General features: G+C 40.4%; 17 protein-coding genes, 2 tRNA genes and 3 rRNA genes. 9 read left to right on the top strand and 13 right to left on the bottom strand.

Annotated features, from left to right (window positions below; all coding sequences use genetic code 11):
- Nucleotides 1-40 precede the first annotated feature (40 nt).
- From rsmG to asnC, 4 genes are all read right to left on the bottom strand, one after another.
- Nucleotides 41-667 carry a 16S rRNA (guanine(527)-N(7))-methyltransferase RsmG gene (gene rsmG / locus BTA34_RS16590; RefSeq protein WP_151436492.1) on the bottom strand — a complete coding sequence of 209 codons (627 nt, stop codon included), beginning with the start codon at nt 665-667 and terminating at the stop codon, nt 41-43.
- Nucleotides 664-2,562: a tRNA uridine-5-carboxymethylaminomethyl(34) synthesis enzyme MnmG gene (gene mnmG, locus BTA34_RS16585; protein ID WP_151436491.1), complete on the bottom strand. Its 1,899-nt coding sequence runs from the start codon at nt 2,560-2,562 to the stop codon at nt 664-666. Before mnmG ends, rsmG begins: the two co-directional genes overlap by 4 nt.
- Nucleotides 2,563-2,939: 377 nt before the next feature.
- On the bottom strand, nt 2,940-3,380 hold the full coding sequence (gene mioC / locus BTA34_RS16580) for an FMN-binding protein MioC (protein WP_151436490.1): 441 nt from the start codon (nt 3,378-3,380) through the stop codon (nt 2,940-2,942).
- Between the two features lie 99 nt (nt 3,381-3,479).
- Nucleotides 3,480-3,941 carry a transcriptional regulator AsnC gene (asnC, locus tag BTA34_RS16575; protein WP_023583317.1) on the bottom strand — a complete coding sequence of 154 codons (462 nt, stop codon included), beginning with the start codon at nt 3,939-3,941 and terminating at the stop codon, nt 3,480-3,482.
- A gap of 159 nt (nt 3,942-4,100) precedes the next feature.
- Here asnC and asnA point away from each other — a divergent pair, with 159 nt between their 5' ends.
- Nucleotides 4,101-5,093: an aspartate--ammonia ligase gene (gene asnA / locus BTA34_RS16570; RefSeq protein WP_151436489.1), complete on the top strand. Its 993-nt coding sequence runs from the start codon at nt 4,101-4,103 to the stop codon at nt 5,091-5,093.
- Here asnA and viaA read toward each other — a convergent pair whose 3' ends face one another.
- Both viaA and ravA read right to left on the bottom strand, forming a co-directional pair.
- Nucleotides 5,094-6,551: an ATPase RavA stimulator ViaA gene (gene viaA / locus BTA34_RS16565; RefSeq protein ID WP_151436488.1), complete on the bottom strand. Its 1,458-nt coding sequence runs from the start codon at nt 6,549-6,551 to the stop codon at nt 5,094-5,096. It abuts the gene before it with no gap.
- A gap of 7 nt (nt 6,552-6,558) precedes the next feature.
- Nucleotides 6,559-8,058, bottom strand: a complete 1,500-nt coding sequence (gene ravA / locus BTA34_RS16560) for an ATPase RavA (protein ID WP_151436487.1) — start codon at nt 8,056-8,058, stop codon at nt 6,559-6,561.
- 281 nt (nt 8,059-8,339) lie between these two features.
- On the opposite strand from ravA, the gene rbsK reads away from it, so the two are divergent.
- The gene (gene rbsK, locus BTA34_RS16555; protein WP_151436486.1) at nt 8,340-9,269 is read left to right on the top strand and encodes a ribokinase; all 930 of its coding nucleotides are present in this window, start codon (nt 8,340-8,342) and stop codon (nt 9,267-9,269) included.
- Between the two features lie 67 nt (nt 9,270-9,336).
- Here the strand turns inward: rbsK and mdtD are convergent, their stop codons facing one another.
- Together mdtD and BTA34_RS16545 are read right to left on the bottom strand one after the other, a co-directional pair.
- Nucleotides 9,337-10,731 carry a multidrug transporter subunit MdtD gene (mdtD, locus tag BTA34_RS16550; protein ID WP_151436485.1) on the bottom strand — a complete coding sequence of 465 codons (1,395 nt, stop codon included), beginning with the start codon at nt 10,729-10,731 and terminating at the stop codon, nt 9,337-9,339.
- Nucleotides 10,732-10,813: 82 nt separating this feature from the next.
- Nucleotides 10,814-11,500, bottom strand: coding sequence for a FadR/GntR family transcriptional regulator (locus BTA34_RS16545; protein ID WP_151436484.1), 687 nt, complete (start codon nt 11,498-11,500; stop codon nt 10,814-10,816).
- A 495-nt stretch (nt 11,501-11,995) separates the two neighbouring features.
- On the opposite strand from BTA34_RS16545, the gene BTA34_RS16540 reads away from it, so the two are divergent.
- From BTA34_RS16540 to rrf, 5 genes are all read left to right on the top strand, one after another.
- Nucleotides 11,996-13,538 (top strand): 16S ribosomal RNA (locus BTA34_RS16540).
- A 71-nt stretch (nt 13,539-13,609) separates the two neighbouring features.
- Nucleotides 13,610-13,686: transfer RNA gene (locus tag BTA34_RS16535), tRNA-Ile, on the top strand.
- Nucleotides 13,687-13,846: 160 nt separating this feature from the next.
- Nucleotides 13,847-13,922: transfer RNA gene (locus BTA34_RS16530), tRNA-Ala, on the top strand.
- A 316-nt stretch (nt 13,923-14,238) separates the two neighbouring features.
- Nucleotides 14,239-17,245 (top strand): 23S ribosomal RNA (locus BTA34_RS16525).
- 118 nt (nt 17,246-17,363) lie between these two features.
- A 5S ribosomal RNA gene (gene rrf / locus BTA34_RS16520) occupies nt 17,364-17,479 on the top strand.
- The 16S, 23S and 5S rRNA genes sit together here with 2 tRNA genes alongside, the layout of an rRNA operon.
- A gap of 355 nt (nt 17,480-17,834) precedes the next feature.
- On the opposite strand, the gene BTA34_RS16515 is transcribed toward rrf, so the two are convergent.
- From BTA34_RS16515 to acs, 4 genes are all read right to left on the bottom strand, one after another.
- On the bottom strand, nt 17,835-19,418 hold the full coding sequence (locus BTA34_RS16515; RefSeq protein ID WP_151436483.1) for a phosphoethanolamine transferase: 1,584 nt from the start codon (nt 19,416-19,418) through the stop codon (nt 17,835-17,837).
- 433 nt (nt 19,419-19,851) lie between these two features.
- Nucleotides 19,852-21,507: a cation acetate symporter gene (locus BTA34_RS16510; protein ID WP_151436482.1), complete on the bottom strand. Its 1,656-nt coding sequence runs from the start codon at nt 21,505-21,507 to the stop codon at nt 19,852-19,854.
- Nucleotides 21,504-21,815, bottom strand: coding sequence for a DUF485 domain-containing protein (locus BTA34_RS16505; protein WP_088494195.1), 312 nt, complete (start codon nt 21,813-21,815; stop codon nt 21,504-21,506). The genes BTA34_RS16510 and BTA34_RS16505 overlap by 4 nt, the downstream gene beginning before the upstream one ends.
- Before the next feature lie 158 nt (nt 21,816-21,973).
- A complete protein-coding gene (gene acs / locus BTA34_RS16500) occupies nt 21,974-23,932 on the bottom strand; it encodes an acetate--CoA ligase (protein ID WP_151436481.1) in 1,959 nt (652 codons plus the stop codon).
- A gap of 372 nt (nt 23,933-24,304) precedes the next feature.
- Here acs and sodA point away from each other — a divergent pair, with 372 nt between their 5' ends.
- The gene (gene sodA / locus BTA34_RS16495) at nt 24,305-24,928 is read left to right on the top strand and encodes a superoxide dismutase [Mn] (protein WP_075672604.1); all 624 of its coding nucleotides are present in this window, start codon (nt 24,305-24,307) and stop codon (nt 24,926-24,928) included.
- A 115-nt stretch (nt 24,929-25,043) separates the two neighbouring features.
- Nucleotides 25,044-25,718, top strand: a complete 675-nt coding sequence (yiiM, locus tag BTA34_RS16490) for a 6-hydroxyaminopurine reductase (protein ID WP_151436480.1) — start codon at nt 25,044-25,046, stop codon at nt 25,716-25,718.
- A gap of 126 nt (nt 25,719-25,844) precedes the next feature.
- On the opposite strand, the gene trpS is transcribed toward yiiM, so the two are convergent.
- The gene (gene trpS, locus BTA34_RS16485) at nt 25,845-26,873 is read right to left on the bottom strand and encodes a tryptophan--tRNA ligase (RefSeq protein ID WP_151436479.1); all 1,029 of its coding nucleotides are present in this window, start codon (nt 26,871-26,873) and stop codon (nt 25,845-25,847) included.
- Nucleotides 26,874-26,890: the final 17 nt, after the last annotated feature.

Raw genomic sequence — 26,890 nt, 5'->3', positions numbered from 1 at the left:
AAAAAATGAAAAAAAGATCAATGAAACACAAGATGTTTGATTAAATAATCACCAAATGCCTTTGTTCATTCAATTCAGGTATGGATAAGCTGATCACTTTTTCAGGCATTTTTAATCCATTATCAGCAAGTTCATCCAACTCTTCTTGATGAATTTGTCCTTTCAATGCATAGAAACGACCATGTTCTTGAGTCACTAAATGTGAACACCAAGAGAGCATATCGTTCATTGATGCAAATGCCCGACTGATAACACCGTCAAAAGGGGTCTCTGTTTGGTATTCTTCAACACGGTATTGAACTGGCTCGATATTATTAAGTTCTAGCTCGTGCTGAACTTGTTTCATAAAGCGAACTCGCTTGCCTAAACTATCCAATAAGACAAACTGGTGATCGGGACGCATTATCGCCAGCGGAATACCGGGTAACCCAGGACCTGTACCCACATCAATAAATCTTTCACCTTCAAGATATTGGCTCACAACAATGCTATCCAAAATGTGACGGATAAGCATTTGTTGTGGATCTCTTACAGAGGTGAGGTTGTAGGCTTTATTCCATTTATCAAGCATAGCAACATAACCGATTAGCTTTTCAGCTTGAAGATCGGTTAGCTCAATATTGGCTTGCTTAGCCAGCTTTTTTAGCCGATTAAGTAAGTCACTCATGATGCACTCCTGCGTAATAGGCCTTGTTTTTTCAACCAAACTAATAAAATAGAGATAGCAGCAGGTGTGACACCTGAGATCCTTGATGCTTGACCAATCGATGTTGGTTTGTGATCGTTAAGTTTCGCAATAACTTCGTTAGATAATCCGCTAACTTGTTTATAGTCCAGATCAATCGGTAACGTTGCATTTTCATTGCGCAGTTGTTTTTCGATCTCTTCTTGTTGGCGATTAATATAACCTTCGTACTTAACTTGGATCTCAACTTGTTCAGCAGCTTGTGGTTTTGAATCGTCAATACCCGGCGCAAAATGAGGGATTTTTTTCAAAATGTCATACGTCATTTCAGGGCGACGTAATAGATCTTCACCATTAGCTTCTTTCGATAGTGGCGTATTAAGTAACTCGTTAATTTCAGAAATATTATCTGCTTTTGGATGAACCCAAATATCTCTTAAACGTTGACGCTCTTTTTCAACTAACTCCACTTTTTCGCTAAATTGCGCCCAACGGTTATCATCAACCATTCCTAATTCACGTCCAATTTCAGTCAGACGTAAATCTGCATTATCTTCACGTAGCATCAAGCGATATTCAGCACGAGAGGTAAACATACGATACGGTTCTTTTGTACCTAGTGTACAAAGATCGTCAACTAATACACCGATGTAAGCTTGATCTCGGCGTGGGAACCAACCTTCTTGATCGAAGGCGTAACGTGCCGCATTAAGACCCGCAAGCATGCCTTGAGCTGCAGCTTCTTCATAACCGGTTGTACCGTTAATTTGCCCAGCAAAGAATAACCCATTGATAAATTTACTTTCTAGGGTTTGTTTTAGATCTCTTGGATCAAAGAAATCATATTCAATAGCATAGCCAGGTCTAATGATCTTCGCATTTTCCATGCCTTTCATGGAATTTACGATTTGCATTTGAACATCGAAAGGTAAACTTGTTGAAATACCATTTGGGTAAATTTCGTTACTGGTTAAGCCTTCAGGCTCTAAAAAGATCTGATGTGAATTACGATCAGCAAATCTCATCACCTTATCTTCAATAGATGGGCAATAACGAGGGCCTATTCCTTCGATGACACCGGCATACATTGGGCTACGATCGAGGTTATTACGAATAACGTCGTGTGTTTTTTCGTTTGTGTATGTGACATGACAAGGCATTTGTTCAGGATGCTGATCTACATTACCTAAAAACGAGAAAACAGGCATTGGAGTATCACCCAACTGAACAGCTAATTGGCTAAAATCAATAGTTCTAGCATCAATACGAGGTGGGGTACCTGTTTTTAAACGACCTACACGTAGAGGTAATTCGCGTAGTCTGTGCGATAACGAAACGGATGGTGGATCACCTGCACGACCACCGCTGTAATTTTCTAAACCAATATGGATTTTTCCATCAAGGAAAGTACCTACTGTTAGAACAACAGATTTAGCACGGAACTTTAAGCCCATGCGAGTAACAGCGCCTGTTACTTGGTCGTTTTCAACAATGAGATCTTCAACGGGTTGTTGGAAGATCATTAAATTAGGTTGATTTTCAAGAGTAGTGCGAACAGCTTGGCGATAAAGAACACGGTCAGCTTGTGCTCTTGTTGCTCTTACAGCTGGCCCTTTACTTGCGTTAAGGGTTCTGAATTGGATCCCTGCATGGTCAATAGCGGTCGCCATTAATCCACCCATGGCATCGATCTCTTTTACCAGATGCCCTTTACCAATCCCACCAATAGCTGGGTTACAAGACATTTGGCCCAAAGTATCAATATTGTGGGTCAGTAATAGGGTTTGACGCCCCATACGAGCTGCAGCCATAGCGGCTTCTGTACCGGCGTGACCACCACCGATGACAATGACGTCAAAGTGTTCTGGATAAAACATGTGTGAACCTTAAATGTTACGAATGCTGAATGTGTTGCATTGGGAAAACGAATTCTACTCAACTTTTTGACAGATACAAGCGAGCAGATCCGCAGGTAATTATTTAAAGATCTTTTTATTTAAAGATCTCTTTATTAGATCTTTTATTAGGGAAGCGATCCTCTGTGGATAAGTGGATTTTCTATTTAAAGATCATAAAAGTGTAAAGGATCATATACTGTGAATGATCCGTGATCTATCTGCTGATAAGCTGGGATCAAAATGACGACTTATGCACAGGTCATTTCTTGATATAGCCTTATACAATGGATAACTACGGGTTAACCCCTGCTTTTAAGCATAGTTATCCACATTCGTTTGCTGTTTTTTTGTTCGATTTAAAGTAAATTTTTCCAAGAAGCTATCCATTCTTCTGCTGGATCTTCCGGAATGTCGTACTTTTGAATATCAATTTCGAGACGATCGCCAAGGCGAGTAGCCCCTTTTTCCACCAATTTTTGATCCAATGTTCTGATCGCACCGCAGAAAGTGTCATATTCACTACTTCCTATGCCGATCGCACCAAAGGTGACATTACTAAGATCAACAGAATCAGCCGATATTTCATTAGCAAAAGGCAGTAGGTTATCAGGAAGATCACCTGCACCATGCGTTGATGTCACCACCAGCCAGATCCCTTCATTAGGAAGATCATTAAGAGAAGGTCCATGGTGCAGATCAGTCTCAAATCCTTCATCAGATAAGATCTCTGCAAGGTGTTCTGCTACATATTCAGCACTACCCATGGTACTGCCACTAATAAGAGTGACTTTTTTCATTAATGATCTCCTTATGTTTAAGACGCGCTATTGTACGCTGTGAATCACTTGGGATCTACCTGTGGATAATGTGGTTATAAAAAAAATAAGAATTTACTCTTATGGCTTGATCGTCCTTATTATCGGGTTTTGCAGTGAGATCAGGGTTTCGGTTGATTGAATTTCATCAATTGTCTGGATTTTGTTGATAAGTACGTCTTGTAAGGCTTCTATACTTTTACACATAACCTTCGTAAAAATACTGTATTGCCCTGTTGTATAGTACACTTCTACAACTTCATCTAACTTATCTAATTTATCTAATGCGGTGTGATAGTCTTTTGCACTCTTAAGAATAATGCCTATAAAGCAGCAGACATCAAAACCAAGTTGCTTTTCACTAATATCAACTCGAGTGCCTGTAATAATTCCTGCCTGCTTCATTTTCTCTACTCGAACATGAATTGTGCCAGGGCTTACTTCGAATTTTTTGGCTAATTCAGCGTAAGGTGTTCTCGCATTTGCCATTAATGCGTGAAGTATGTCTCTATCGAGATTATCGATCTGATAAATATTGTCCATAAATCCTCTCTGTTTTTAACGATAATACATTTTTATAGCGTTATTTTTAACGATTTAAAACAAGCAAGGCTATTTTTAATGAAGTATATTGAATTTAGTACCTGTTTTGTTGCTTAATCTATATCAGCGAAACACGACATCACCACTAGGAATATAAAAATGGAAAAATCATTCATCCAGACTCAACAGCAAATTAGCTTTGTTAAATCTTATTTTTCACGACTGCTGGAAAAAGAATTAGGACTGATTGAAGTTCAAGGACCGATCTTAAGTCGCCTTGGTGATGGAACTCAAGATAACTTATCTGGTCATGAGAAGGCAGTACAAGTTAAAGTCAAATCTTTACCAGATTCTACTTTTGAGGTTGTCCATTCATTAGCTAAGTGGAAACGTAAAACATTAGCTCGTTTTGGATTTAGTTCTGGTCAAGGTCTTTATACGCATATGAAAGCGTTACGACCAGACGAAGATCGCTTAACTCAGATCCACTCTGTTTATGTTGATCAGTGGGACTGGGAAAAAGTGATGGAAGGTAAAGAGCGTACAGTTCCTTATCTTAAGCAGACAGTGGGTAAAATTTATCAGGCAATAAAAGAAACTGAAAAAGCCGTCAGCGAAGAATTTGGTCTGGTACCGTTCCTGCCAGATCAAATTCAATTTATCCACACTGAAGAGTTACTGCGTCGTTATCCAGACCTTGATGCTAAAGGCCGTGAAAAAGCGATTGCAAAAGAATATGGTGCTGTTTTCTTAATTGGTATTGGTGGCAAATTATCAAGTGGCGAAGCTCATGATGTAAGAGCGCCAGACTATGATGACTGGACAACACCAAACGAAGATGGGTTTGAAGGTTTAAACGGCGACATTCTTGTTTGGAACCCAGTTCTACAAGATGCGTTTGAATTGTCATCAATGGGTATCCGTGTTGATCCTGAAACATTAATGCGTCAGCTAACATTAACAGATGATACTAAGCGTCTTGAACTGGATTGGCACAAAGCATTAATGCATGGTGATATGCCACAAACTATCGGTGGTGGTATTGGCCAATCTCGTTTAGTGATGTTACTGCTACAAAAAGAGCACATTGGACAAGTACAATGTGGCGTATGGGAAAAGGACACCCGCTTAGCTTTCGCTGATATGCTGTAATTATTGGCGCCAGCGTCGAAGTAAACGGCTTTTTAATCCAGTATCAAAACGCCATATATGGTCAAAGATTTTCATGATACTGGGTTTACCGTAATTGGATAAGGTAACCGCATGGAAGCGATTGTGCTGTTGCTGTTGGCTTTTTTTGATTTTGTTGATTAGGTTTTCGGGTAACCTTTGGGCGACAAAGTCAGAAATAACAACAGCATCAGCATCTTTCCATGCTGGGCTATTTAGTTTTTCTGCGACATTATCTAAACAAGCACTTAAGTCCGTGCCCCCTCTAAATGACTGATTCAAAAACTTAATAAGATCTTGCAGCCCATTGGGTGATGACAATTGATAATGTACCGTTTCAGTAGAAAATAACATCACATGGCATGAACGATTATCAGCTAGCGCTATTTTCATCAATGCTAATCCAAAAGCTTTAGCACACTGTTCGTTAAATCCTCCCATCGAACCAGATGTATCAATACATACAATAAAAGGTCCTCTTGGTCTTTCTTCATCATGATGATGAGTTACTGGACGCAATACAGTACGCTCTTGCCAATTATCTCCTTGTAATCGATAGGTATTGAGCTGTTTTTCCACCAGCTTGCGATAAAACTCATATTCGATTTCATTAATACCTAACAAGGCTAGCTCTGTCGGAAGTAAGCGTAAGATATCATCACTAAGCCCTATACCATTGACTTGCTCTGGTGTTGTATCTGGTGCTTTCTCAACAATAGTTACTGGTTCAAAAATAACACTCTCTTCAGGCAGTGATTTCGCTGTTTTACTACGACCTAGCAAACTTGCGAGTTTATGCAATTCAGGTTGTTGATCGAGAAAGTCGCTATAACGTTGAATAATTTTCTCATCGAAGGGGGTTTTTGTTACAACGCCTTTGCTCATATCCCATAAACGCCCTGCTGCACGCTCATTTTCTGAAAATGTATTACTTAAGCTTCCACTTAGCGCTAAACGTTCCTGAAGTTCTGCAAGGAGTTGCTCTTGTTCTTGGTCAAATAGAGCTTTGTGTAATGCAGTGACTTGGAAAATTAAACTTACCCGCCAGTGTTGAATAAACAAAGCTTGTTGAGCGGGTGAAAAAGGCTTATTGGTTTTAACCAATTGCGATGCTTCGTCAGTAAAAGAGGAGTCTAGCTTGTTTAATTCAGCCAGTATTTGTTCTACTTGCTGATTAAATATGGCGTTACCAAATGATTGGGTCTGTTGATAAAGCGCAAACTCATCAGCAATCATTGTAGGGACCAATGTCTCTTTTACTCTTTGTTGTAAGCTTTTTTTCCATTGATGGATATCTTTCAATAAGGCTTTTTTGAGCCTTGGGTGCTTTTCAAAAAATACCGCTAATTGAGGGGATGCAAGCACAGCAATAATAACTTCTTCAATAAGCTGTCCTTCATTTATAGCTAAAAGCATATCTAATGTTGAAAGTGTCAGCATAATATCACTACTTTATTTGGCTTTTTAATTGCGATAATTTTTCATTAAGCTGAACAAAACTTTGTTCGATGGAAATAAGCCAATCATTATCAATAAATAAATTTGGTTGATGATGATTAAATTTTTCCTGCTCACCATAAATTTCTTGAGTCAGATCTTTTAACTTATCTTGCCACTCTTTGTTATCGCCAATAGGAACAGCAGGCGCTGTCTCTTTTTGTTGATAAAGAGATGTTGTTCGACGACTCACATCCAAAATTTCTAATACGCCATCTTGGCGTATTTGTGCATTAATTGATTGAGGGAAACCAATACCATTTAAACGTGCGAGTAACTCATCCCCTTTGGCCAAAAAGTTTTCTAATGCCTTTTTCTCGAGAGTAATAAAGTTAACTTGGATACTATGGATATGCAGAGGGATGTGTAAAAACAGGGTAAATTTATCAGCCTGCATTTTATCTGATAGGCTAAAATGTGCATTTCGTCCAAACATTCCACTTTGTTTTTCAAAACGAAAAGCCTGTTGATCTTGCTTACTTCTTGTCGATTGCATCCACTCAGCCCATAAACTTTCTGTTTTTCTAATCAACTCGAGCTGGTGGTAGGCTTGTTCTGTTAAAAGGCTTTGCAATAACTTATCTAATAATGCAAATGATGCTTGGTCATGCCATAGGCAATCTTTTAATAAAATAAGATCTAATGGTGAAATAACACTACGGCCATTAAAAAAAGCACTGGCTTGTAAAAGGCGTACCGCTTTTTTCCAACGTCTATCCGAAACATAAGGTGCGGCATCACTTTTATCTAAAGACTCACGAAGTTGATAAATTAAATCAAATAGATGGTCATCTAAAGTGACCTTTTCTAATTCTGATTGCCAACGTGAAAACTCTTCTGCGGTAATTTTAAGATGTTCTGGAATATGAAAAGAGCCTACTTCTTTATTAATAAGTAATGCACGAAAGTTTTTCTTATCCTGAACTTTGGTTAACCAAATACGAATAAGCATTCGGTCATATAGTGCTTCAAGACTACTGTCTGAATCAGGTAATTCATTAGAGGCTGATACTAATAAACGCATTGGAATAGCAACTTCAGCTTCTCCATTTCTAAATTTACGCTCATTAATCGCTGTTAATAACGTATTAAGAATAGCGGGTCCTGCCTTCCATATTTCATCTAGAAAGACAACTTCAGCATCAGGTAAATATCCGTCAACCAAACGCTGATATTTACCTTCATCTTTTAAGGCTTGAATAGATAAAGGGCCAAAAATTTCTTCGGGTGTTGAAAAACGCGTCATTAGGTATTCAAAAGCTTTAGCCTCTTTAAAGGCTTCTTTCATTCTTCTAGCTATTAAGCTTTTAGCAATACCTGGAGGGCCAAGTAAGAAAACACTCTCACCACTCAGTGCTGCAAGCAGACAAAGACGGATAGCTGACTGTCGCTCGTAAAGCCCAGTTTCAAGATATTGGCTAAGTTGTGAAATCCGCTCTGCAAGTTGCATAAACACTCCTAATAATGGGTACTTATTTTCTTCATCCCTCCGAAAATATCAGAAAAGGATTGCTGGCATATAGTCAAACATTCTATTAGCACACAAATTGTTTATAGCAAAAATCGATTCAGCTTCCTACTGCTTATTTTTGGTTCTTTTTTGTTTTACTAGCGAAACGTTTCGATGGTGATCACGTTTTTTCATTAATGTTGCTGAGATGATCGGTTTAAAATATTGAATGTCATTTATGCAATACATCTAGAATTTATTACTGAAAGTAAGGAAAAATCATGGAAGCGAAGAAACTTGTGATTTTAGGTAGTGTTAATGCTGATCATATTCTTAATGTTGCCCATTTTCCGCTTCCTGGTGAAACCATTTCAGGCAACCAATTTCAAATGGTATTTGGCGGTAAAGGTGCTAATCAGGCGGTTGCTGCTGGGCGTTGTGGTGCTAATATTTCGTTTCTTGCTTGTTTAGGGAATGACGATATTGGTAAAAAAGCTAAAGCTCAATTAATAACTGATAACATTGATACCAATAGCATTGAGTTAATTGATGATGTGGCAACAGGTGTTGCGCTGATTTTCGTTAATCAACAGGGTGAAAATGTTATTGGTATTCATGCTGGTGCTAATGGACGATTAGATACAAGTTATGTTCAGCGCCATGAAAATATTATAAAAGAAGCTGATGCTCTGTTAATGCAATTAGAATCGCCACTTGATTCAGTATTAAAAGCAGCTGAAATCGCTAAACAAGAAAATGTGCAAGTAATACTAAACCCCGCACCAGCCCAAGCATTACCTGATGAGCTGTTATCACTTGTCGATATTATTACTCCAAACGAAACAGAGACTGAATATCTGACTGGAATTAAAGTGATAGATGATGAAAGCGCTCAACAAGCAGCGGGTGTGCTGCATCATAAAGGTATTAAAACAGTTCTTATTACATTAGGAAGCCGTGGAGTTTGGGTGAGTGAGAAAAATAGTAAAGGTTGTATTGTTCCTGCATTTAAAGTGAAAGCTGTTGATACTATCGCTGCGGGTGATACCTTTAATGGCGCGCTAATCACGGCTTTATTAGAAGGGCAATCTATGATGCCTGCGATTAAGTTTGCTCATGCAGCGGCTGCTATTGCCGTTACTCGAGCAGGCGCTCAGCCATCAGTACCATGGCGTCATGAGGTAGATACTTTTTTAGCTTCATCTTTATAATGTATTTTTCTATTTCATATAAAGAAAAAGAGAGCATCGGCTCTCTTTTTTAGTTTGAATAACGTTATCAGGCTTTTTTCTTTTTATTAGTAAGATTATCACCATCATGTTTATCAAGGAGTAAAAATACAAAGGAAGAAAGCAATGTAATGATACCAACAGTAATAAAAGTATAATGAAAGTTATCGACTGTAGTGCCCACATTTTCAGTATCAAAATACCCTAAAATAGATGCACTCACCGCAATACCAAAACTAATAGCGAGTTGTTGGGTAACCGCTAAAACACTATTTCCTGAACTCGCATTATTATCTGTTAAATCAGCCAATGAAATTGTATTCATTGACGTAAATTGTATCGACATCACCACGCCTAATAAAAAGAGTGGGATAACAAGATAATAAATAGACATCTCTGGCGATTGAAGAGAGAACTGGGCGATCATCAAACCAATAATAATCGTGATAGCAAAGAGTGTTCGGCGATAACTAAATTTCACTAAGATCTTAGTAACAAATGATTTTGCTAAAATAGAACCTAATGCCATTGGTGCCATCATCATTCCTGAAATAATAGCAGGATAACCAAATCCAACCTGTAACATGAGCGGCATTAAGAAAGGAATACAGCCAGTACCTAATCTTGTTGCAATATTTCCCGCAATACCAACAGAGAAAGTTCGTGTTTTAAATATATTAAGAGGGATAAGTGGTTGCTGGTGGCGTCTTGCATGATTGACGTATAACCCTAGTAAAGAAAATCCACCTAAAATAATGGCAATAGGAATATATCGAGAGATATTTTTATCACCAAAAAGATCAAGGCTGACAGAAAGCATGACTAAGCCAAAACCAAAGAAAATAAAGCCAAGCAAATCAAATTTACGTTTTGGCATAGTGAAATTAGGCATATGTTTTATGGCATAGAAAATACCTAATAGACCGATAGGAATATTTATAATAAATATCCAATGCCAAGAGGCATAAGTAACCAATACCCCACCTAAAAGAGGTCCTGCTATGGGGCCGACTAATCCGGGCATAGTGACAAAATTAAGAATGGGTAATAATTCGCTGCGCGGATAAGCTCTTAATAAAGCAAGGCGTGCAACTGGCATCATCATTGCGCCACCTATACCTTGTATAATCCGAGAAATAACAAGAAAAGTAAGGTTAGGAGAAAGTGCACATAATAAAGAGCCACCTGAGAATAAAGAAACCGCAATAATAAAAATTTTACGCGTTCCAAATCTATCAGCTAGCCATCCACTGACGGGAATTAATAAGGCAACAGTTAAGGTATAGCTGATAACAGCCGATTGCATGGCAAGAGGAGAATGATTAAGGCTTTTTGCTATGTCTGGTAATGCCGTATTAAGAATGGTTGCATCGAGAGCCTGCATAAAAAAAGCCATTGCAGCAATCCAAGGCAACCCAGACATATTTTTGGCGGATTTCAACATGAAGCATATACCGTCTTTGTTCTATATTTTGATTATCGCTTCATTATAAACAGAAAACCTACAAAATTTGTATTAAAACTATTCAATCACTCGTTAATAAGATTAAACAGAGGTCACGCGCCTTAATTCCATCTTTATCAATAATAGCTTGCACAATTTGGTTATGCGTTTCTGGCTGAACGGTTTCATTACCCACAATAAGATCGAAATACTTTTTATAAGCAGAAAGAAATAATGAACCGAAAGAGGCAAAGAATGGATTACCACTTGCTTGATAAATAAGATAGTGAAATTGAGTATCGATATCTAGCCAATGTTGTCTATCAAAATTCTCATCAAGCAACTGCATTTCTTTACCAAATAAAGCAAGAGACTGTTTTTGGCTTTCGGTTGCATTAAATGCGGCTAAATAACATGCTTGAGGTTCTATTGCTAAACGAACGTGATGGAAATAATGGCTGACCTTATTAAATTCACCACTGTCTATCCACCAATTAAGAAGATCATTATCTAATAGGTTCCAATTTTGCATTGGAGTAACACGAGTACCTATTCTTGGACGAGGTAAAAGCATTCCTTTAGCTGCAAGCATTTTTATTGCTTCTCGAATAACAGTCCTGCTGACGGAGAGTAATTCTGCTAATTCTATTTCTCCTGGTAACAAAGATTCAGGTTCATAGTGACCAGAAAGAATTTGTTTACCTAATTTTTCAGCAACTATATAAGAAAGATTTTTTTGAGAAGCTGAACGTTGTTCGCTAAATTGCATAATAAAGGTTACCTATACCGTAATTTATCTTCTATCTTACGTGAGTCAGCTAGAGAAAGCTGTTCGGATTTCACGCTATCAGCATAAAATTAGAGCGTTTTTCTTTATTTTGTTGAAAAAAAAAGCGAACAGAAAAAAAATTGAAATAAACACTTGCGCTAATCCGAGATCTCCCTATAATGCGCATCCACTGACCGGCGATGAGCAAACAACAAGCCACGCAGGACGGTGAAGAGAAAAGAAAAAAGTTTGAAAAAACTCTTGACTCTTCAGAGGAATAACGTAATATACGCCTCCTCGCAACAACGCAGAAGACCGGAAACGGCAGCAAAAGTTGCACTGCTCTTTAACAAATTATCAGACAATCTGTGTGGGCACTCGCAGAGACGATATCTTCTAAAATATTAGATGTATCAAGTCTTGAAGAGTGAACAACAAAAGTAAATTCATTTATGAATAGCTAAGTTTTCGATTTCTTTGAGCATCAAACACTTTTAATTGAAGAGTTTGATCATGGCTCAGATTGAACGCTGGCGGCAGGCCTAACACATGCAAGTCGAGCGGTAACAGGAGAAAGCTTGCTTTCTTGCTGACGAGCGGCGGACGGGTGAGTAATGTATGGGGATCTGCCCGATAGAGGGGGATAACTACTGGAAACGGTAGCTAATACCGCATGACGTCTACGGACCAAAGCAGGGGCTCTTCGGACCTTGCGCTATCGGATGAACCCATATGGGATTAGCTAGTAGGTGAGGTAATGGCTCACCTAGGCGACGATCTCTAGCTGGTCTGAGAGGATGATCAGCCACACTGGGACTGAGACACGGCCCAGACTCCTACGGGAGGCAGCAGTGGGGAATATTGCACAATGGGCGCAAGCCTGATGCAGCCATGCCGCGTGTATGAAGAAGGCCTTAGGGTTGTAAAGTACTTTCAGCGGGGAGGAAGGTGATAAAGTTAATACCTTTGTCAATTGACGTTACCCGCAGAAGAAGCACCGGCTAACTCCGTGCCAGCAGCCGCGGTAATACGGAGGGTGCAAGCGTTAATCGGAATTACTGGGCGTAAAGCGCACGCAGGCGGTCAATTAAGTCAGATGTGAAAGCCCCGAGCTTAACTTGGGAATTGCATCTGAAACTGGTTGGCTAGAGTCTTGTAGAGGGGGGTAGAATTCCACGTGTAGCGGTGAAATGCGTAGAGATGTGGAGGAATACCGGTGGCGAAGGCGGCCCCCTGGACAAAGACTGACGCTCAGGTGCGAAAGCGTGGGGAGCAAACAGGATTAGATACCCTGGTAGTCCACGCTGTAAACGATGTCGATTTAGAGGTTGTGGTCTTGAACCGTGGCTTCTGGAGCTAACGCGTTAAATCGACCGCCTGGGGAGTACGGCCGCAAGGTTAAAACTCAAATGAATTGACGGGGGCCCGCACAAGCGGTGGAGCATGTGGTTTAATTCGATGCAACGCGAAGAACCTTACCTACTCTTGACATCCAGAGAATCCTTTAGAGATAGAGGAGTGCCTTCGGGAGCTCTGAGACAGGTGCTGCATGGCTGTCGTCAGCTCGTGTTGTGAAATGTTGGGTTAAGTCCCGCAACGAGCGCAACCCTTATCCTTTGTTGCCAGCACGTAATGGTGGGAACTCAAAGGAGACTGCCGGTGATAAACCGGAGGAAGGTGGGGATGACGTCAAGTCATCATGGCCCTTACGAGTAGGGCTACACACGTGCTACAATGGCAGATACAAAGAGAAGCGACCTCGCGAGAGCAAGCGGAACTCATAAAGTCTGTCGTAGTCCGGATTGGAGTCTGCAACTCGACTCCATGAAGTCGGAATCGCTAGTAATCGTAGATCAGAATGCTACGGTGAATACGTTCCCGGGCCTTGTACACACCGCCCGTCACACCATGGGAGTGGGTTGCAAAAGAAGTAGGTAGCTTAACCTTCGGGAGGGCGCTTACCACTTTGTGATTCATGACTGGGGTGAAGTCGTAACAAGGTAACCGTAGGGGAACCTGCGGTTGGATCACCTCCTTACCTAAGAGATACGTGTTATGTGCAGTGCTCACACAGATTGTCTGATGAAGAACGAGCAGAAATACCGGTATAGGCTTGTAGCTCAGGTGGTTAGAGCGCACCCCTGATAAGGGTGAGGTCGGTGGTTCAAGTCCACTCAGGCCTACCAAATCGTATTGATACTGCGTTATGAAGCAACTCGTTTACTTAAAGTAAACTTCGTTACTCCATGCCTTGTCTCACTACGATTAGCTCTCTTCTTAATTAAAGGAACATTTCCGATAAGAGAGAATGCTGAGTAACAAAAAACGGTATTAAGAATGCATTATGGGGCTATAGCTCAGCTGGGAGAGCGCCTGCCTTGCACGCAGGAGGTCAGCGGTTCGATCCCGCTTAGCTCCACCATAATCTCTTGAATAAAAAATAATAATTCAGAGTATATTAGCAATAGTATACTGCGAATTATTTTGCTCTTTAACAATCTGGAACAAGCTGAAAAATTGAAAACAAATCAATATATCACCGAGGTATATTGATGAGTCTCTCAAAATCTCAAATCTGAATGTAATCTTCAGAAGAAGGATATGCGAGCCAAATGATTTCAAGGCGGACAGCGCACAGCAAGCGCAGCATACATTAGTATGTGAGCATTGCGAGCACTGCCCAACACAGAAATCATGAAGCGTAGCAATCCGTTTTAGAAGACACCTTCGGGTTGTGAGGTTAAGCGAATAAGCGTACACGGTGGATGCCTAGGCAATCAGAGGCGATGAAGGACGTGCTAATCTGCGATAAGCGTCGGTAAGGTGATATGAACCGCTATACCCGACGATTTCCGAATGGGGAAACCCAATATCCAATGGATATTATCATTAACTGAATACATAGGTTAATGAAGCGAACCGGGAGAACTGAAACATCTCAGTACCCCGAGGAAAAGAAATCAACCGAGATTCCCCTAGTAGCGGCGAGCGAACGGGGAACAGCCCAGAGTCTTAATCAACAGCAGCATCAGGAGAACGGTCTGGAAAGTCCGGCAGTAAAGGGTGATAGCCCCGTATCTGAAGATGCTGTTATTGTGAACTCGACGAGTAGGGCGGGACACGTGTTATCCTGTCTGAATATGGGGGGACCATCCTCCAAGGCTAAATACTCCTGATTGACCGATAGTGAACCAGTACCGTGAGGGAAAGGCGAAAAGAACCCCGGCGAGGGGAGTGAAAAAGAACCTGAAACCGTGTACGTACAAGCAGTAGGAGCCCCACCACTAAGCTAGTGGTGTCCTACACAGCGATTCTTTTGCATGATAAGTGCGGTAGACGGAGCAACGCGACGTCCAACACACAAAATCAAGCAGAGGAGGCTTAGTGGTGGGGTGACTGCGTACCTTTTGTATAATGGGTCAGCGACTTATATTCTGTAGCAAGGTTAACCGTATAGGGGAGCCGTAGGGAAACCGAGTCTTAACTGGGCGAATGAGTTGCAGGGTATAGACCCGAAACCCGGTGATCTATCCATGGGCAGGTTGAAGGTTGGGTAACACTAACTGGAGGACCGAACCGACTAATGTTGAAAAATTAGCGGATGACTTGTGGATGGGGGTGAAAGGCCAATCAAACCGGGAGATAGCTGGTTCTCCCCGAAAGCTATTTAGGTAGCGCCTCGTGAACTCATCTTCGGGGGTAGAGCACTGTTTCGACTAGGGGGTCATCCCGACTTACCAACTCGATGCAAACTGCGAATACCGAAGAATGTTATCACGGGAGACACACGGCGGGTGCTAACGTCCGTCGTGAAGAGGGAAACAACCCAGACCGCCAGCTAAGGTCCCAAAGTCATGGTTAAGTGGGAAACGAAGTGGGAAGGCTCAGACAGCCAGGATGTTGGCTTAGAAGCAGCCATCATTTAAAGAAAGCGTAATAGCTCACTGGTCGAGTCGGCCCGCGCGGAAGATGTAACGGGGCTAAACCATGCACCGAAGCTGCGGCAGCGACACTATGTGTTGTTGGGTAGGGGAGCGTTCTGTAAGCCTGCGAAGGTGTACTGTGAGGTATGCTGGAGGTATCAGAAGTGCGAATGCTGACATAAGTAACGATAATGCGGGTGAAAAACCCGCACGCCGGAAGACCAAGGGTTCCTGTCCAACGTTAATCGGGGCAGGGTGAGTCGACCCCTAAGGCGAGGCTGAAAAGCGTAGTCGATGGGAAACGGGTTAATATTCCCGTACTGGTGGTGACTGCGATGGGGGAACGGAGAAGGCTAGGTTGTCCGGGCGACGGTCGTCCCGGTTCAAGCATGTAGGCAGAGTGATTAGGCAAATCCGGTCACTTAATGCTGAGGTGTGATGACGAGCCACTAAGGTGGTGAAGCAATTGATGCCCTGCTTCCAGGAAAAGCCTCTAAGCTTCAGGTTACCAACAATCGTACCCCAAACCGACACAGGTGGTCAGGTAGAGAATACTCAGGCGCTTGAGAGAACTCGGGTGAAGGAACTAGGCAAAATGGTGCCGTAACTTCGGGAGAAGGCACGCTGGCGGTAAGTGAAGTCCCTTGCGGACGGAGCCGAAGCCAGTCGAAGATACCAGCTGGCTGCAACTGTTTATTAAAAACACAGCACTGTGCAAACACGAAAGTGGACGTATACGGTGTGACGCCTGCCCGGTGCTGGAAGGTTAATTGATGGGGTTATCCTTAGGGAGAAGCTCTTGATCGAAGCCCCAGTAAACGGCGGCCGTAACTATAACGGTCCTAAGGTAGCGAAATTCCTTGTCGGGTAAGTTCCGACCTGCACGAATGGCGTAATGATGGCCAGGCTGTCTCCACCCGAGACTCAGTGAAATTGAACTCGCTGTGAAGATGCAGTGTACCCGCGGCAAGACGGAAAGACCCCGTGAACCTTTACTATAGCTTGACACTGAACATTGAGCCTTGATGTGTAGGATAGGTGGGAGACTATGAAGTGTGGACGCCAGTCTGCATGGAGTCAACCTTGAAATACCACCCTTTAACGTTTGATGTTCTAACCTAGGTCCATAATCTGGATCGGGGACCGTGTCTGGTGGGTAGTTTGACTGGGGCGGTCTCCTCCTAAAGAGTAACGGAGGAGCACGAAGGTTGGCTAAGCATGGTCGGACATCATGCGGTTAGTGCAAAGGCATAAGCCAGCTTGACTGTGAGAGTGACGGCTCGAGCAGGTACGAAAGTAGGTCTTAGTGATCCGGTGGTTCTGAATGGAAGGGCCATCGCTCAACGGATAAAAGGTACTCCGGGGATAACAGGCTGATACCGCCCAAGAGTTCATATCGACGGCGGTGTTTGGCACCTCGATGTCGGCTCATCACATCCTGGGGCTGAAGTAGGTCCCAAGGGTATGGCTGTTCGCCATTTAAAGTGGTACGCGAGCTGGGTTTAGAACGTCGTGAGACAGTTCGGTCCCTATCTGCCGTGGGCGTTGGAAGATTGAGAGGGGTTGCTCCTAGTACGAGAGGACCGGAGTGAACGCACCACTGGTGTTCGGGTTGTCATGCCAATGGCATTGCCCGGTAGCTAAGTGCGGAAGAGATAACCGCTGAAAGCATCTAAGCGGGAAACTTGCCTCGAGATGAGTCTTCCCTGTCACCTAGAGTGACCTAAAGGAACGTTTAAGACTAAGACGTTGATAGGCTGGGTGTGTAAGCGTAGCGATACGTTGAGCTAACCAGTACTAATGAACCGTGAGGCTTAACCTGACAACACCGAAGGTGTTTTGTCTGAGAGACGAAGAGTAGATGAAGTAGGCTTGTTTAAGATTGAAATTGCTGGTTACTGAGGAAGAAACAACAGTAACGGGTAATAAAACCGAATTTGCTTGGCGGCCATAGCGCAGCGGACCCACCTGAATCCATGCCGAACTCAGAAGTGAAACGTTGTAGCGCCGATGGTAGTGTGGGGTCTCCCCATGTGAGAGTAGGGAACTGCCAGGCATTAAATAAGACGAGAAAGCCAACCCAATGGGTTGGCTTTTTTGCGTTTGGACGTTACCTAGCTTATTTGTTAGTCGTTAATTAGAAACTATTGCTATATTCCTTAATAAAATTGTTATATTCCACAATAAAATAGCCAATCTTCATGCTGTTAAATACTATTTATGGCAACTCTATTAGTAAGATTATCCCTGTATCAATTATCTAATATCACTTAATTTAATGCCTAGTATTCTGATCTTTTTATTTCTTGTTATCTTTGATAGATCTTATTAAAAGCAGATGATGAAAATATAAAAAGTACATTTTTATTACTGAGTGTATTGTTTTTATTTAGGTATTTTTAATGAGTATGCTATTGAGGCTCCTGCTCTTCTGAGCGCAATAAATCATAGTTTAAGATATTTTTATTGCCATCAATAACTGTGATTGATGATTTAGATTGATAGCACTCATTTAATGGTGAGTGACACTTTTGGTGAGAGTTATGCTCTATTCCAAGCCAACTACTTAGTAGCCAATAGTTATTTACCGTTGAATAAGGTTTATTTAACGCTTCATTATTGATAATCGGTTTAATAGACGATGGGCTATACCAAATAAACAATGGTATATCATAAGCTTCTTTTCGTGGCGTATTTACACCATGATGATAACGAACCTCTCTATTTTTATCGAGACGCTGTAAAGCGTGATCAGCAAAGTAGAGAATAGAAGCTGGCTTATCTTTAACTCTCTCGATGATGTCATTAATTAACTTATCTGTATAAGCGATAGAGCTGTCATAACAGTTATCATCATCTTCTTGGGTAAATTTCTTTAAATACTGACTTGGAAATCGATTACAGGCCGGCTCATGGCTACCATACGTATGTAAGATGATTAATTTTTTCTGCGTAGATGGCTCATCAAGCGCCTTATCTAAATAAGGAAGTAGCTCTTCATCGTAACCGATAAATTCATTCCACTTTTTATTTTGAGCCATATTAGCAATGACAGAAATAACACTGGTTTTCTGATTACCTTCACCTTGATTACTTAACCAATATGTTTTAAACCCAGCATGATTGGCAAGAGAAACAATATTATCCGCATAATGATTTTTATTTTGTAACTGTTCTAACCCTATATTTGAGAGTGAAATTGGTACAGAAAGAATGGTTACTGGTGCCGGAGAATAAACTTGATTGAATAAAATAAGGTTACTCTTTTCTTTCATTAGATTAGGTGTTGTATCGTGCGGATAGCCATAAATTCCTAGATGATCTCTGCGAACGGACTCTCCAAGAATAAGGATATAAATTTCTGTATTATCATTATTTTTATTATATTGAAATTCAACTTTTTGCGAGGCAATTTTTCTAATTTGGCGATTTTCATGGAAGGTTCGAACAAGTGCCGCTGCATTATAAAAAGGTGTATTGAGAAGTGCATATTCTGTCAGTAATTTACTGCTGTTATCGTTTCTTAATGCTAAGCTTTTATAAATTGGAATAATGGCTATTAAGATAACAAAAGCAATCACACTTTTTTTTGTCGTTTTTAGATCAGATACTTGAGCGGCTTTATGGATGCAAAAATAGTAAATGACAAAAGCACATACATAAAATAAGACATAGTACTTATTATAAGAGAGCATACCGACAGTTTCGCTGCCGTTGGTATTAATAAAAGTTTCAGCAATGGATGATGAAAAGGCAATATCGTGTTCACGATAGAAAAATAGAGAAATAGAAAGGTTTAAAGACCATAGCGCACTAGTAATAAAGGTTATTATTTTTCCAAAAATAGAACGATAAATGCCACTACATATTAGTATAAGTAGCCAACCAATAAGGACAATATAGATTTTTTGTTCTATATGCAGTGTTGACGCCCCCAATACTGCAGGTGCCATTGATAAGAAAAATAAAAGTGCGTAATGAGTTAATTGAGACATAATTTATTTAAAAACTACCACCTCTTTTTATACAGAATAAAAAGTTAACCATTTACTTTTTGACAATACAAGCCTTGTTTGGCTGAAGTGTGTCTGAAATTGATATTATTATGTTTCTTTCTCACTACTTAGATAATTTTAGCTTTATTAATAAGATGTATAGTAAATAAATTATATTTATTTTTATTTGTAATTAATTGATTTTAATTTAATTTATTTTTCTTTTTATAATAGTGGAATAACTCATAATAAGTTATTTAAATAATCGTATAGATATGTAGTTAAAGATTAAAAATATTCTAAATAAGTAAATAATAGAAATAGGCGTAAGATTTTTATAATAATGGATAAAATCATTGAAAATGAATAACCCCAAAGTTGGAATTTACTTTGGGGTTATTTTTGTTTAGAAAGATAACATTATTTTAGATGGTTAGTGCTGTTTACCTTGTTCAATGCCTAAGCCAATTTGAGAACGAATAAACTGTACTTGGAATTTTGCTTTTTCTTGTTCACCTAAAGATGATTTATCTGTAACCGAGAAAAGCCATGAGACAACAAAAGCAATGATTATTGAGAATAATGCTGGGTATTCATAAGGATAGATCGGCTTCTCATGACCTAAAATACTTACCCAAATTGTTGGCCCCAAGATCATCAACGTGACAGCAACTAATAGACCAGACCATCCTCCCGCGACCGCGCCTCGTGTTGTTAGCCCTTTCCAATACATAGATAACAATATGATTGGGAAGTTACAGCTTGCGGCAATTGAGAAAGCAAGCCCCACCATAAAGGCAATATTTTGCTTTTCAAATAAAATACCTAAACCAATAGCGACAATACCTAAGATAACCACAGTAATTTTGGATACTTTTAGCTCTTGTCTTTCATCTGCGTGACCATTTTTAATTACATTAGCGTAGAGATCATGCGATACCGCAGATGCACCTGCTAAAGTTAGCCCGGCAACAACGGCTAAAATAGTAGCGAAGGCAACGGCTGAAATGAAGCCTAAGAAGAAATTACCACCAACAGCATCCGCTAAGTGAACCGCCGCCATATTGGTTCCACCAATCAAAGCGCCAGCGGCATCTTTGAACACAGGATTAGGGCTAACGAGTAAGATAGCGCCGAAACCAATGATAAAAGTAAGAATATAAAAATAACCGATAAAACCTGTTGCATAGAAAACACTCTTACGGGCTTCTTTTGCATCGCTAACAGTAAAGAAGCGCATGATGATATGAGGAAGCCCCGCTGTACCAAACATCAAAGCAAGACCTAAAGAGAGCGCAGATATAGGATCAGAAACCAATCCACCAGGACTCATGATAGAGAACCCTTTTGAGTGAACACTAACGGCTTCTTTAAATAAAGTATTGAAATTAAAATCGACGGCTTTCATAACCATAACAGCCATAAAACTTGCACCTGCAAGTAATAAAATAGCTTTAATGATTTGAACCCAAGTAGTCGCTAACATGCCTCCAAATAACACATATAGCACCATTAGAATGCCGACGAGTACAACGGCAATATGGTAGTTTAAGCCGAAAAGGAGTTCGATTAATTTACCGGCACCTACCATTTGTGCAATCAGATATAGAGCAACAACAACCAGTGATCCAATCGCGGAGAGTGTTCTCACAGGTTTAGGGCTTAAGCGATAGGAGACAACATCAGCAAAGGTATAGCGCCCTAAATTACGTAAGCGTTCAGCAATGATAAAAAGAATGATAGGCCAACCAATCAGAAATCCAATTGAATAGATAAGCCCATCATAACCCGAGGTATAAACCAGCGCGGAGATCCCTAAAAAGGATGCGGCAGACATAAAATCACCAGCGATTGCCATTCCGTTTTGGAAGCCAGTAATTTTTCCTCCGGCTGTATAGTAATCAGAACGAGAGCGGGTACGTTTAGAAGCCCAATAAGTGATGTAAAGCGTTAATCCTACGAATATTAGGAACATGATGATGGCCTGAATATTCATCGGTTGTTTCTCACCTCCTTCTGTTATTGCAGCAGCGTAAGCAACCGTTGAGGAGAGGAAAAATAAGCTTATTGCATAGAGTAATTTTCTCATTTTTCTACCTCTTCAATAATTTCAGCGGTAAGTTTGTCAAACTCGGTATTGGCTTTAATAACGTAAATACCCGTTAATAAAAATGAGGCGATGATTAAACCCATACCAATAGGAATACCTCGTGTAATGTAACTTCCCTCATATAATGGTGTACCTAACCATTGTGGATAGAACGCAATAAGTAAGATAAATGAGACGTACATAACAAGCGTAATAATTGAAAGTGTCCATGAAAAACGACTACGTTTATTAACCAGTTCTTTAAAGCGAGGGTTGTTTTCTATCTCTTGATAAATATTGGCATTCATCAGAGTTCTCCTCTATATAATTGTTTGGTTTATCACTTGATTTAGAGGCTTAATCCCCCGCATTCCATGATTTTTAGGTAAGAGAGCCTAGCAAAGGCATTTTTATGCCTTTGCTTTGTCGTATTACGTTTTTTAAATGACAGCTATTTTGTTGTGTATTAAGCAGTGAGTGATAGAGACTGTTTTTCTTCTAACAGTTTCTCTACAACACCCGGATCAGCGAGTGTTGAGGTATCCCCGAGGTTAGTTGTGTCGCCAGAGGCAATTTTACGCAAGATACGGCGCATAATTTTCCCTGAGCGTGTTTTAGGTAAGGAATCTGTCCAATGTAGGATATCTGGTGTGGCTATTGGTCCAATTTCTTTACGTACCCAGTTGCGAACTTCAGTATAAAGTTCAGGCGTTGGCTCTTCACCGTGATTTAAAGTGACATAAGCATAGATGGCTTGCCCTTTAATATTGTGAGGAATACCAACTACTGCGGCTTCTGCAATCTTAGGATGTGCAACGAGAGCGGATTCAATCTCTGCTGTTCCTAAGCGATGACCTGAAATATTTAAGACATCATCAACACGTCCGGTTATCCAATAGTCACCATCTTCATCTCGGCGAGCGCCGTCACCAGAGAAATACATCCCTTTAAAGGTTGAAAAGTAAGTTTGTTCAAAACGATCGTGATCACCAAAAAGTGTTCTTGCTTGACCCGGCCAAGAATCAGTAATGACTAAGTTACCTTCACAAGCTCCTTGCTGTACTTCTCCCATATTATCGACAATTGCAGGCTGAACACCGAAGAAAGGGCGTGTTGCTGAGCCAGGTTTTAGGATCATAGCACCCGGTAATGGGGTTATCATGAAACCACCGGTTTCTGTTTGCCACCATGTATCAACGATAGGACATTGGCTACGCCCCATCTTCTGATAGAACCATTCCCATGCTTCTGGGTTAATGGGTTCACCTACGGAGCCTAAAATGCGCAGAGAGGTGCGTTGAGTGCCTTCAATCGCTTTATCGCCTTCAGCCATTAATGCACGGATTGCCGTAGGTGCTGTATATAAGATATTGATTTGGTGCTTATCAACAATCTGAGCCATACGATTAACAGATGGATAATTAGGAACACCTTCAAACATAACCGTAGTCGCACCATTTGATAGAGGACCATACAGTAAGTAGCTATGCCCTGTTACCCAACCCACATCAGCGGTACACCAATAAATATCACCTTCATGATAATCAAAGGTGTATTTGAAGGTCATTGAAGCATAAACGAGATAACCTCCCGTTGTATGCAGTACGCCTTTGGGTTTGCCTGTTGAACCTGAGGTATACAGAATAAAGAGAGGATCTTCTGCATCCATCACTTCAACATCACACTCAGTGCTGACACCTTGGATGATTTCATCCCACCAAACATCACGCCCTTCAATCCATTGTTCGGTATGCCCTGTTCGACGAAATACCACTACATGATTAATAGGGGGGATATCAGCGTGATTTAAAGCATCATCAACATTTTTCTTTAAAGGAATAGCGCGACCCGCACGTAATCCTTCATCAGCTGTAATCACTAATTTAGCTTTTGAATCAATGATCCTGCCTGCTACAGCTTCAGGAGAGAAACCACCAAAAATAACAGAATGGATAGCCCCAATACGAGTACAAGCGAGCATAGCGACTGCCGCTTCTGGCACCATCGGCATATAAATCGCCACAACATCGCCTTTTTTAATACCTAAATTTTTTAATACATTAGCGAATTGGCAAACATCTTGGTGGAGTTGTCGGTAAGTGATTTTTTTCGACTCATTAGGTGAGTCACCTTCCCAAATAATGGCGGTTTGATCACCTCGTGTTTTAAGGTGGCGATCAAGACAGTTTTGACTGATATTTAGCTGACCATCTTCAAACCAGCGAATGCGTACATGGCCTGGGTCAAAAGAAGTATTTTTTACCACAGTATATGGCTTTATCCAGTCAATGATTTTCCCTTTATCTGCCCAAAAGGCCTCAGGGTTTTTGATGGATAATTCATAATCTTTTTGGTATTGCTCTTTATTGATCAGGGCGTGTTCTGCAATGCTTGCAGGAATATGATGTTGGTTTATTTTTGTCATAATAGTTCTCCTCACTATTGTTAATACTATGTCAAAAAGTCGTTAACAAAAGAGGGTAAATAAAGATTGTTTCTTTTTTGCGCAGAAGATCACGAATTAATGGAAAGGCTTTTCATGGAATGTTCAATTAGTGCTAAAGCGAGTAGGGCATTATTTATCTACTATTTTCTTGTTTAATAGGATTATCGTTTAATAGGACGCTTTTAAATTAAAATAATATACTGTGAAAATTAATTTAACCGTGCTGGATAAAAAAACCACAAAAATAATATGGATTTGATAATGATTTTCATTAACGTTTTTTCCACTATAATGAAATGAAAAGATAAATCACATGGTGTGATCCAAGATAAAACAGCACTGGAGATTAATATGAGCTATACATTACCTGCACTGCCTTATGCTTATGATGCATTAGAGCCTCACTTTGATGAGCGTACAATGGAAATTCACCATACTAAGCATCATCAAACTTATGTGAATAATACCAACACAGCATTAGAAAAATTACCTGAGCTTGCTGGCTTAGAAATTGATGAGTTGGTTAAAAATCTTCATAAAGTACCTGCCGATCAACGTACTTTTTTACGTAATAACGCAGGTGGCCATTCTAACCACTCATTATTCTGGAAAGGTCTGAAGCTAGGGACTCAATTACAAGGTTCACTAAAAGATGCGATTGAGCGCGATTTTGGTAGCGTTGATGCCTTTAAAGAGTTATTTGAAAAAGCGGCGGCAAGCCGTTTTGGTTCAGGTTGGGCTTGGCTGGTATTAAAAGACGATGGCAAACTTGCGGTAGTTTCTACTGCAAACCAAGATAGCCCATTAATGGGTGAAGAGTTAGCTGGCGCATCAGGTTACCCAATTGTAGGGTTAGATGTGTGGGAACATGCTTACTACTTGAAATATCAAAATCGCCGCCCTGATTATATTAAAGCGTTCTGGTCAGTCGTTAACTGGGACGAAGCGCAAAAACGTTTTCAGAGCAAAGCATAATTGAGTAGATAGCATCCTTTCTCTTTTATATTTTCAATGCCGACATTTGTCGGCATTGTTTCTTTTGAACACTATCTTTACTATGAGTTATTCTTTTCTGTTTAGGTAGTGAGCTATGCGCTATTCTCCTAGTATTTTTATCGGTAATATCACAACAACATCTAATGGATTTACCAGTGCGATCACCAAAAGGCTGGTAGATGGCACTATCAAATTGACATCACTAGGATTAGAAGGTGATGAGCAAGCAGAAAAGAGTTTTCACGGTGGTCCTGATCGCGCACTTTGTCACTATCCTAACGAACATTATCTTTATTGGGCTGAGCAATTCCCTCAATTGATGGATTTTTTTCATGCTCCCGCATTTGGTGAAAATATCTCAACAACAGGCATGACGGAAGAGAATGTTTTTATTGGGGATATTTATCAATGGGGAACTGCATTAATTCAAGTTACTCAACCTCGCTCTCCTTGCTACAAACTTAACACAGTGACAGAAGTCAGTAATTTTTCGCAAATTATGCAAGATAGTGGTTATTGTGGTTGGTTATATCGTGTTGTGAGTGCAGGAGAAACAGGGAGTCATCATCCTCTTGCGTTAGTTTCAAGAAACAGTGATGTCTCTGTTAAAGAAGCTATTTCTATTGCTTTTCATATGCCTTTTGATGAAGAGCTTTATCATCGTTTATTAAGTGCGGCAGGATTATCAGCGAGTTGGAGTAAGACTATGCAGTTAAGATTGCAAAATCAAACTATTGAGAGCTTTGATAGACGGCTGTTTAAGAGATAAATAATTATCTAATTGATAATTAATGATATTATCAATAAAAATTAGCTTGTGGGCTAATTTAACTTCTTTACTAAAAAAACACCTCCCTAAAAATAGGCGAGGTGTTTTTTATGCATTAACGAAAAATTACGGATGTGCAATAAATCCGATTGCGTCATAAACCTTGTCTAAGGTTGCTTGAGCGCGAATTTTGGCTTTATCTGCACCTTCTTTCATAATTTTATTCAATAGTGCTTCATTATCACGGAATGCGTGGAAACGTTCTTGAATGTTGGTTAGCATTTCAGATACCGCATCAGCGACAGCACCTTTTAGATGACCGTACATTTTTCCTTCAAATTCAGCTTCTAATTCAGGAATAGTTTTACCTGTTACACCCGCTAAAATATCCAGTAAGTTAGATACACCGGCTTTGTTTTCAAGATCGTAAATAACACGAGGTGGTTCTTCTGAGTCTGTCATTGCACGTTTGATCTTTTTCGCTGCGGCTTTTGGATCTTCAAGCAATGCGATAACGTTATTACGGTTATCATCAGATTTAGACATTTTTTTAGTCGGATCTTGTAATGCCATCACACGAGCGCCGCCTTTTGGAATAAAAGGATCTGGTACGGTGAATATATCGCCATAAATAGCATTAAAGCGCTGAGCAATATCACGGCTTAATTCAAGATGTTGTTTTTGGTCGATACCAACAGGGACTTGATTTGTTTGATAGATAAGAATATCTGCCGCCATTAATACAGGATAGTCGAATAACCCTGCATTTATATTTTCGGCGTGGCGCGCTGATTTATCTTTAAATTGAGTCATTCGGCTCAATTCACCAAAATAGGTATAGCAGTTAAGTGCCCAGCTTAATTGTGCATGTTGTGGAACATGTGACTGAACAAAAATAGTGCTTTTTTCTGGATCAATACCACAAGCAAGATAAAGAGCCAACGTATCTAAGGTTCTTTTTCTAAGCTCTTTTGGATCTTGACGAACTGTAATGGCGTGTTGGTCAACGATACAGTAAATGCAATCATAGTCATCTTGCATTTGTACCCATTGACGTAATGCACCCATATAGTTACCAATAGTGAGTTCACCAGAAGGCTGTGCACCACTGAATACAATTGGCTTTTGTGCCGTTTTTTCTACTGAAGTCGTCATCTTAATTCTGTTCCACA

This window comes from Proteus sp. CD3 (assembly GCF_008808075.1).
GTDB lineage: Bacteria > Pseudomonadota > Gammaproteobacteria > Enterobacterales > Enterobacteriaceae > Proteus > Proteus appendicitidis.
This window is presented reverse-complemented; position numbering and strand designations above follow the sequence as displayed.

What these genes read in the sequence shown, in the direction of transcription:
- BTA34_RS16510 (WP_151436482.1), bottom strand. Translation starts at nt 21,507, where the DNA reads ATGAGAAAATTACTCTATGCAATAAGCTTATTTTTCCTCTCCTCAACG.
- acs (WP_151436481.1), bottom strand. Translation starts at nt 23,932, where the DNA reads ATGACAAAAATAAACCAACATCATATTCCTGCAAGCATTGCAGAACAC.
- viaA (WP_151436488.1), bottom strand. Translation starts at nt 6,551, where the DNA reads ATGCTGACACTTTCAACATTAGATATGCTTTTAGCTATAAATGAAGGA.
- trpS (WP_151436479.1), bottom strand. Translation starts at nt 26,873, where the DNA reads ATGACGACTTCAGTAGAAAAAACGGCACAAAAGCCAATTGTATTCAGT.
- asnA (WP_151436489.1), top strand. Translation starts at nt 4,101, where the DNA reads ATGGAAAAATCATTCATCCAGACTCAACAGCAAATTAGCTTTGTTAAA.
- BTA34_RS16505 (WP_088494195.1), bottom strand. Translation starts at nt 21,815, where the DNA reads ATGAATGCCAATATTTATCAAGAGATAGAAAACAACCCTCGCTTTAAA.
- mioC (WP_151436490.1), bottom strand. Translation starts at nt 3,380, where the DNA reads ATGAAAAAAGTCACTCTTATTAGTGGCAGTACCATGGGTAGTGCTGAA.
- BTA34_RS16545 (WP_151436484.1), bottom strand. Translation starts at nt 11,500, where the DNA reads ATGCAATTTAGCGAACAACGTTCAGCTTCTCAAAAAAATCTTTCTTAT.
- ravA (WP_151436487.1), bottom strand. Translation starts at nt 8,058, where the DNA reads ATGCAACTTGCAGAGCGGATTTCACAACTTAGCCAATATCTTGAAACT.
- BTA34_RS16515 (WP_151436483.1), bottom strand. Translation starts at nt 19,418, where the DNA reads ATGTCTCAATTAACTCATTACGCACTTTTATTTTTCTTATCAATGGCA.
- rbsK (WP_151436486.1), top strand. Translation starts at nt 8,340, where the DNA reads ATGGAAGCGAAGAAACTTGTGATTTTAGGTAGTGTTAATGCTGATCAT.
- mnmG (WP_151436491.1), bottom strand. Translation starts at nt 2,562, where the DNA reads ATGTTTTATCCAGAACACTTTGACGTCATTGTCATCGGTGGTGGTCAC.
- mdtD (WP_151436485.1), bottom strand. Translation starts at nt 10,731, where the DNA reads ATGTTGAAATCCGCCAAAAATATGTCTGGGTTGCCTTGGATTGCTGCA.
- asnC (WP_023583317.1), bottom strand. Translation starts at nt 3,941, where the DNA reads ATGGACAATATTTATCAGATCGATAATCTCGATAGAGACATACTTCAC.
- sodA (WP_075672604.1), top strand. Translation starts at nt 24,305, where the DNA reads ATGAGCTATACATTACCTGCACTGCCTTATGCTTATGATGCATTAGAG.
- rsmG (WP_151436492.1), bottom strand. Translation starts at nt 667, where the DNA reads ATGAGTGACTTACTTAATCGGCTAAAAAAGCTGGCTAAGCAAGCCAAT.
- yiiM (WP_151436480.1), top strand. Translation starts at nt 25,044, where the DNA reads ATGCGCTATTCTCCTAGTATTTTTATCGGTAATATCACAACAACATCT.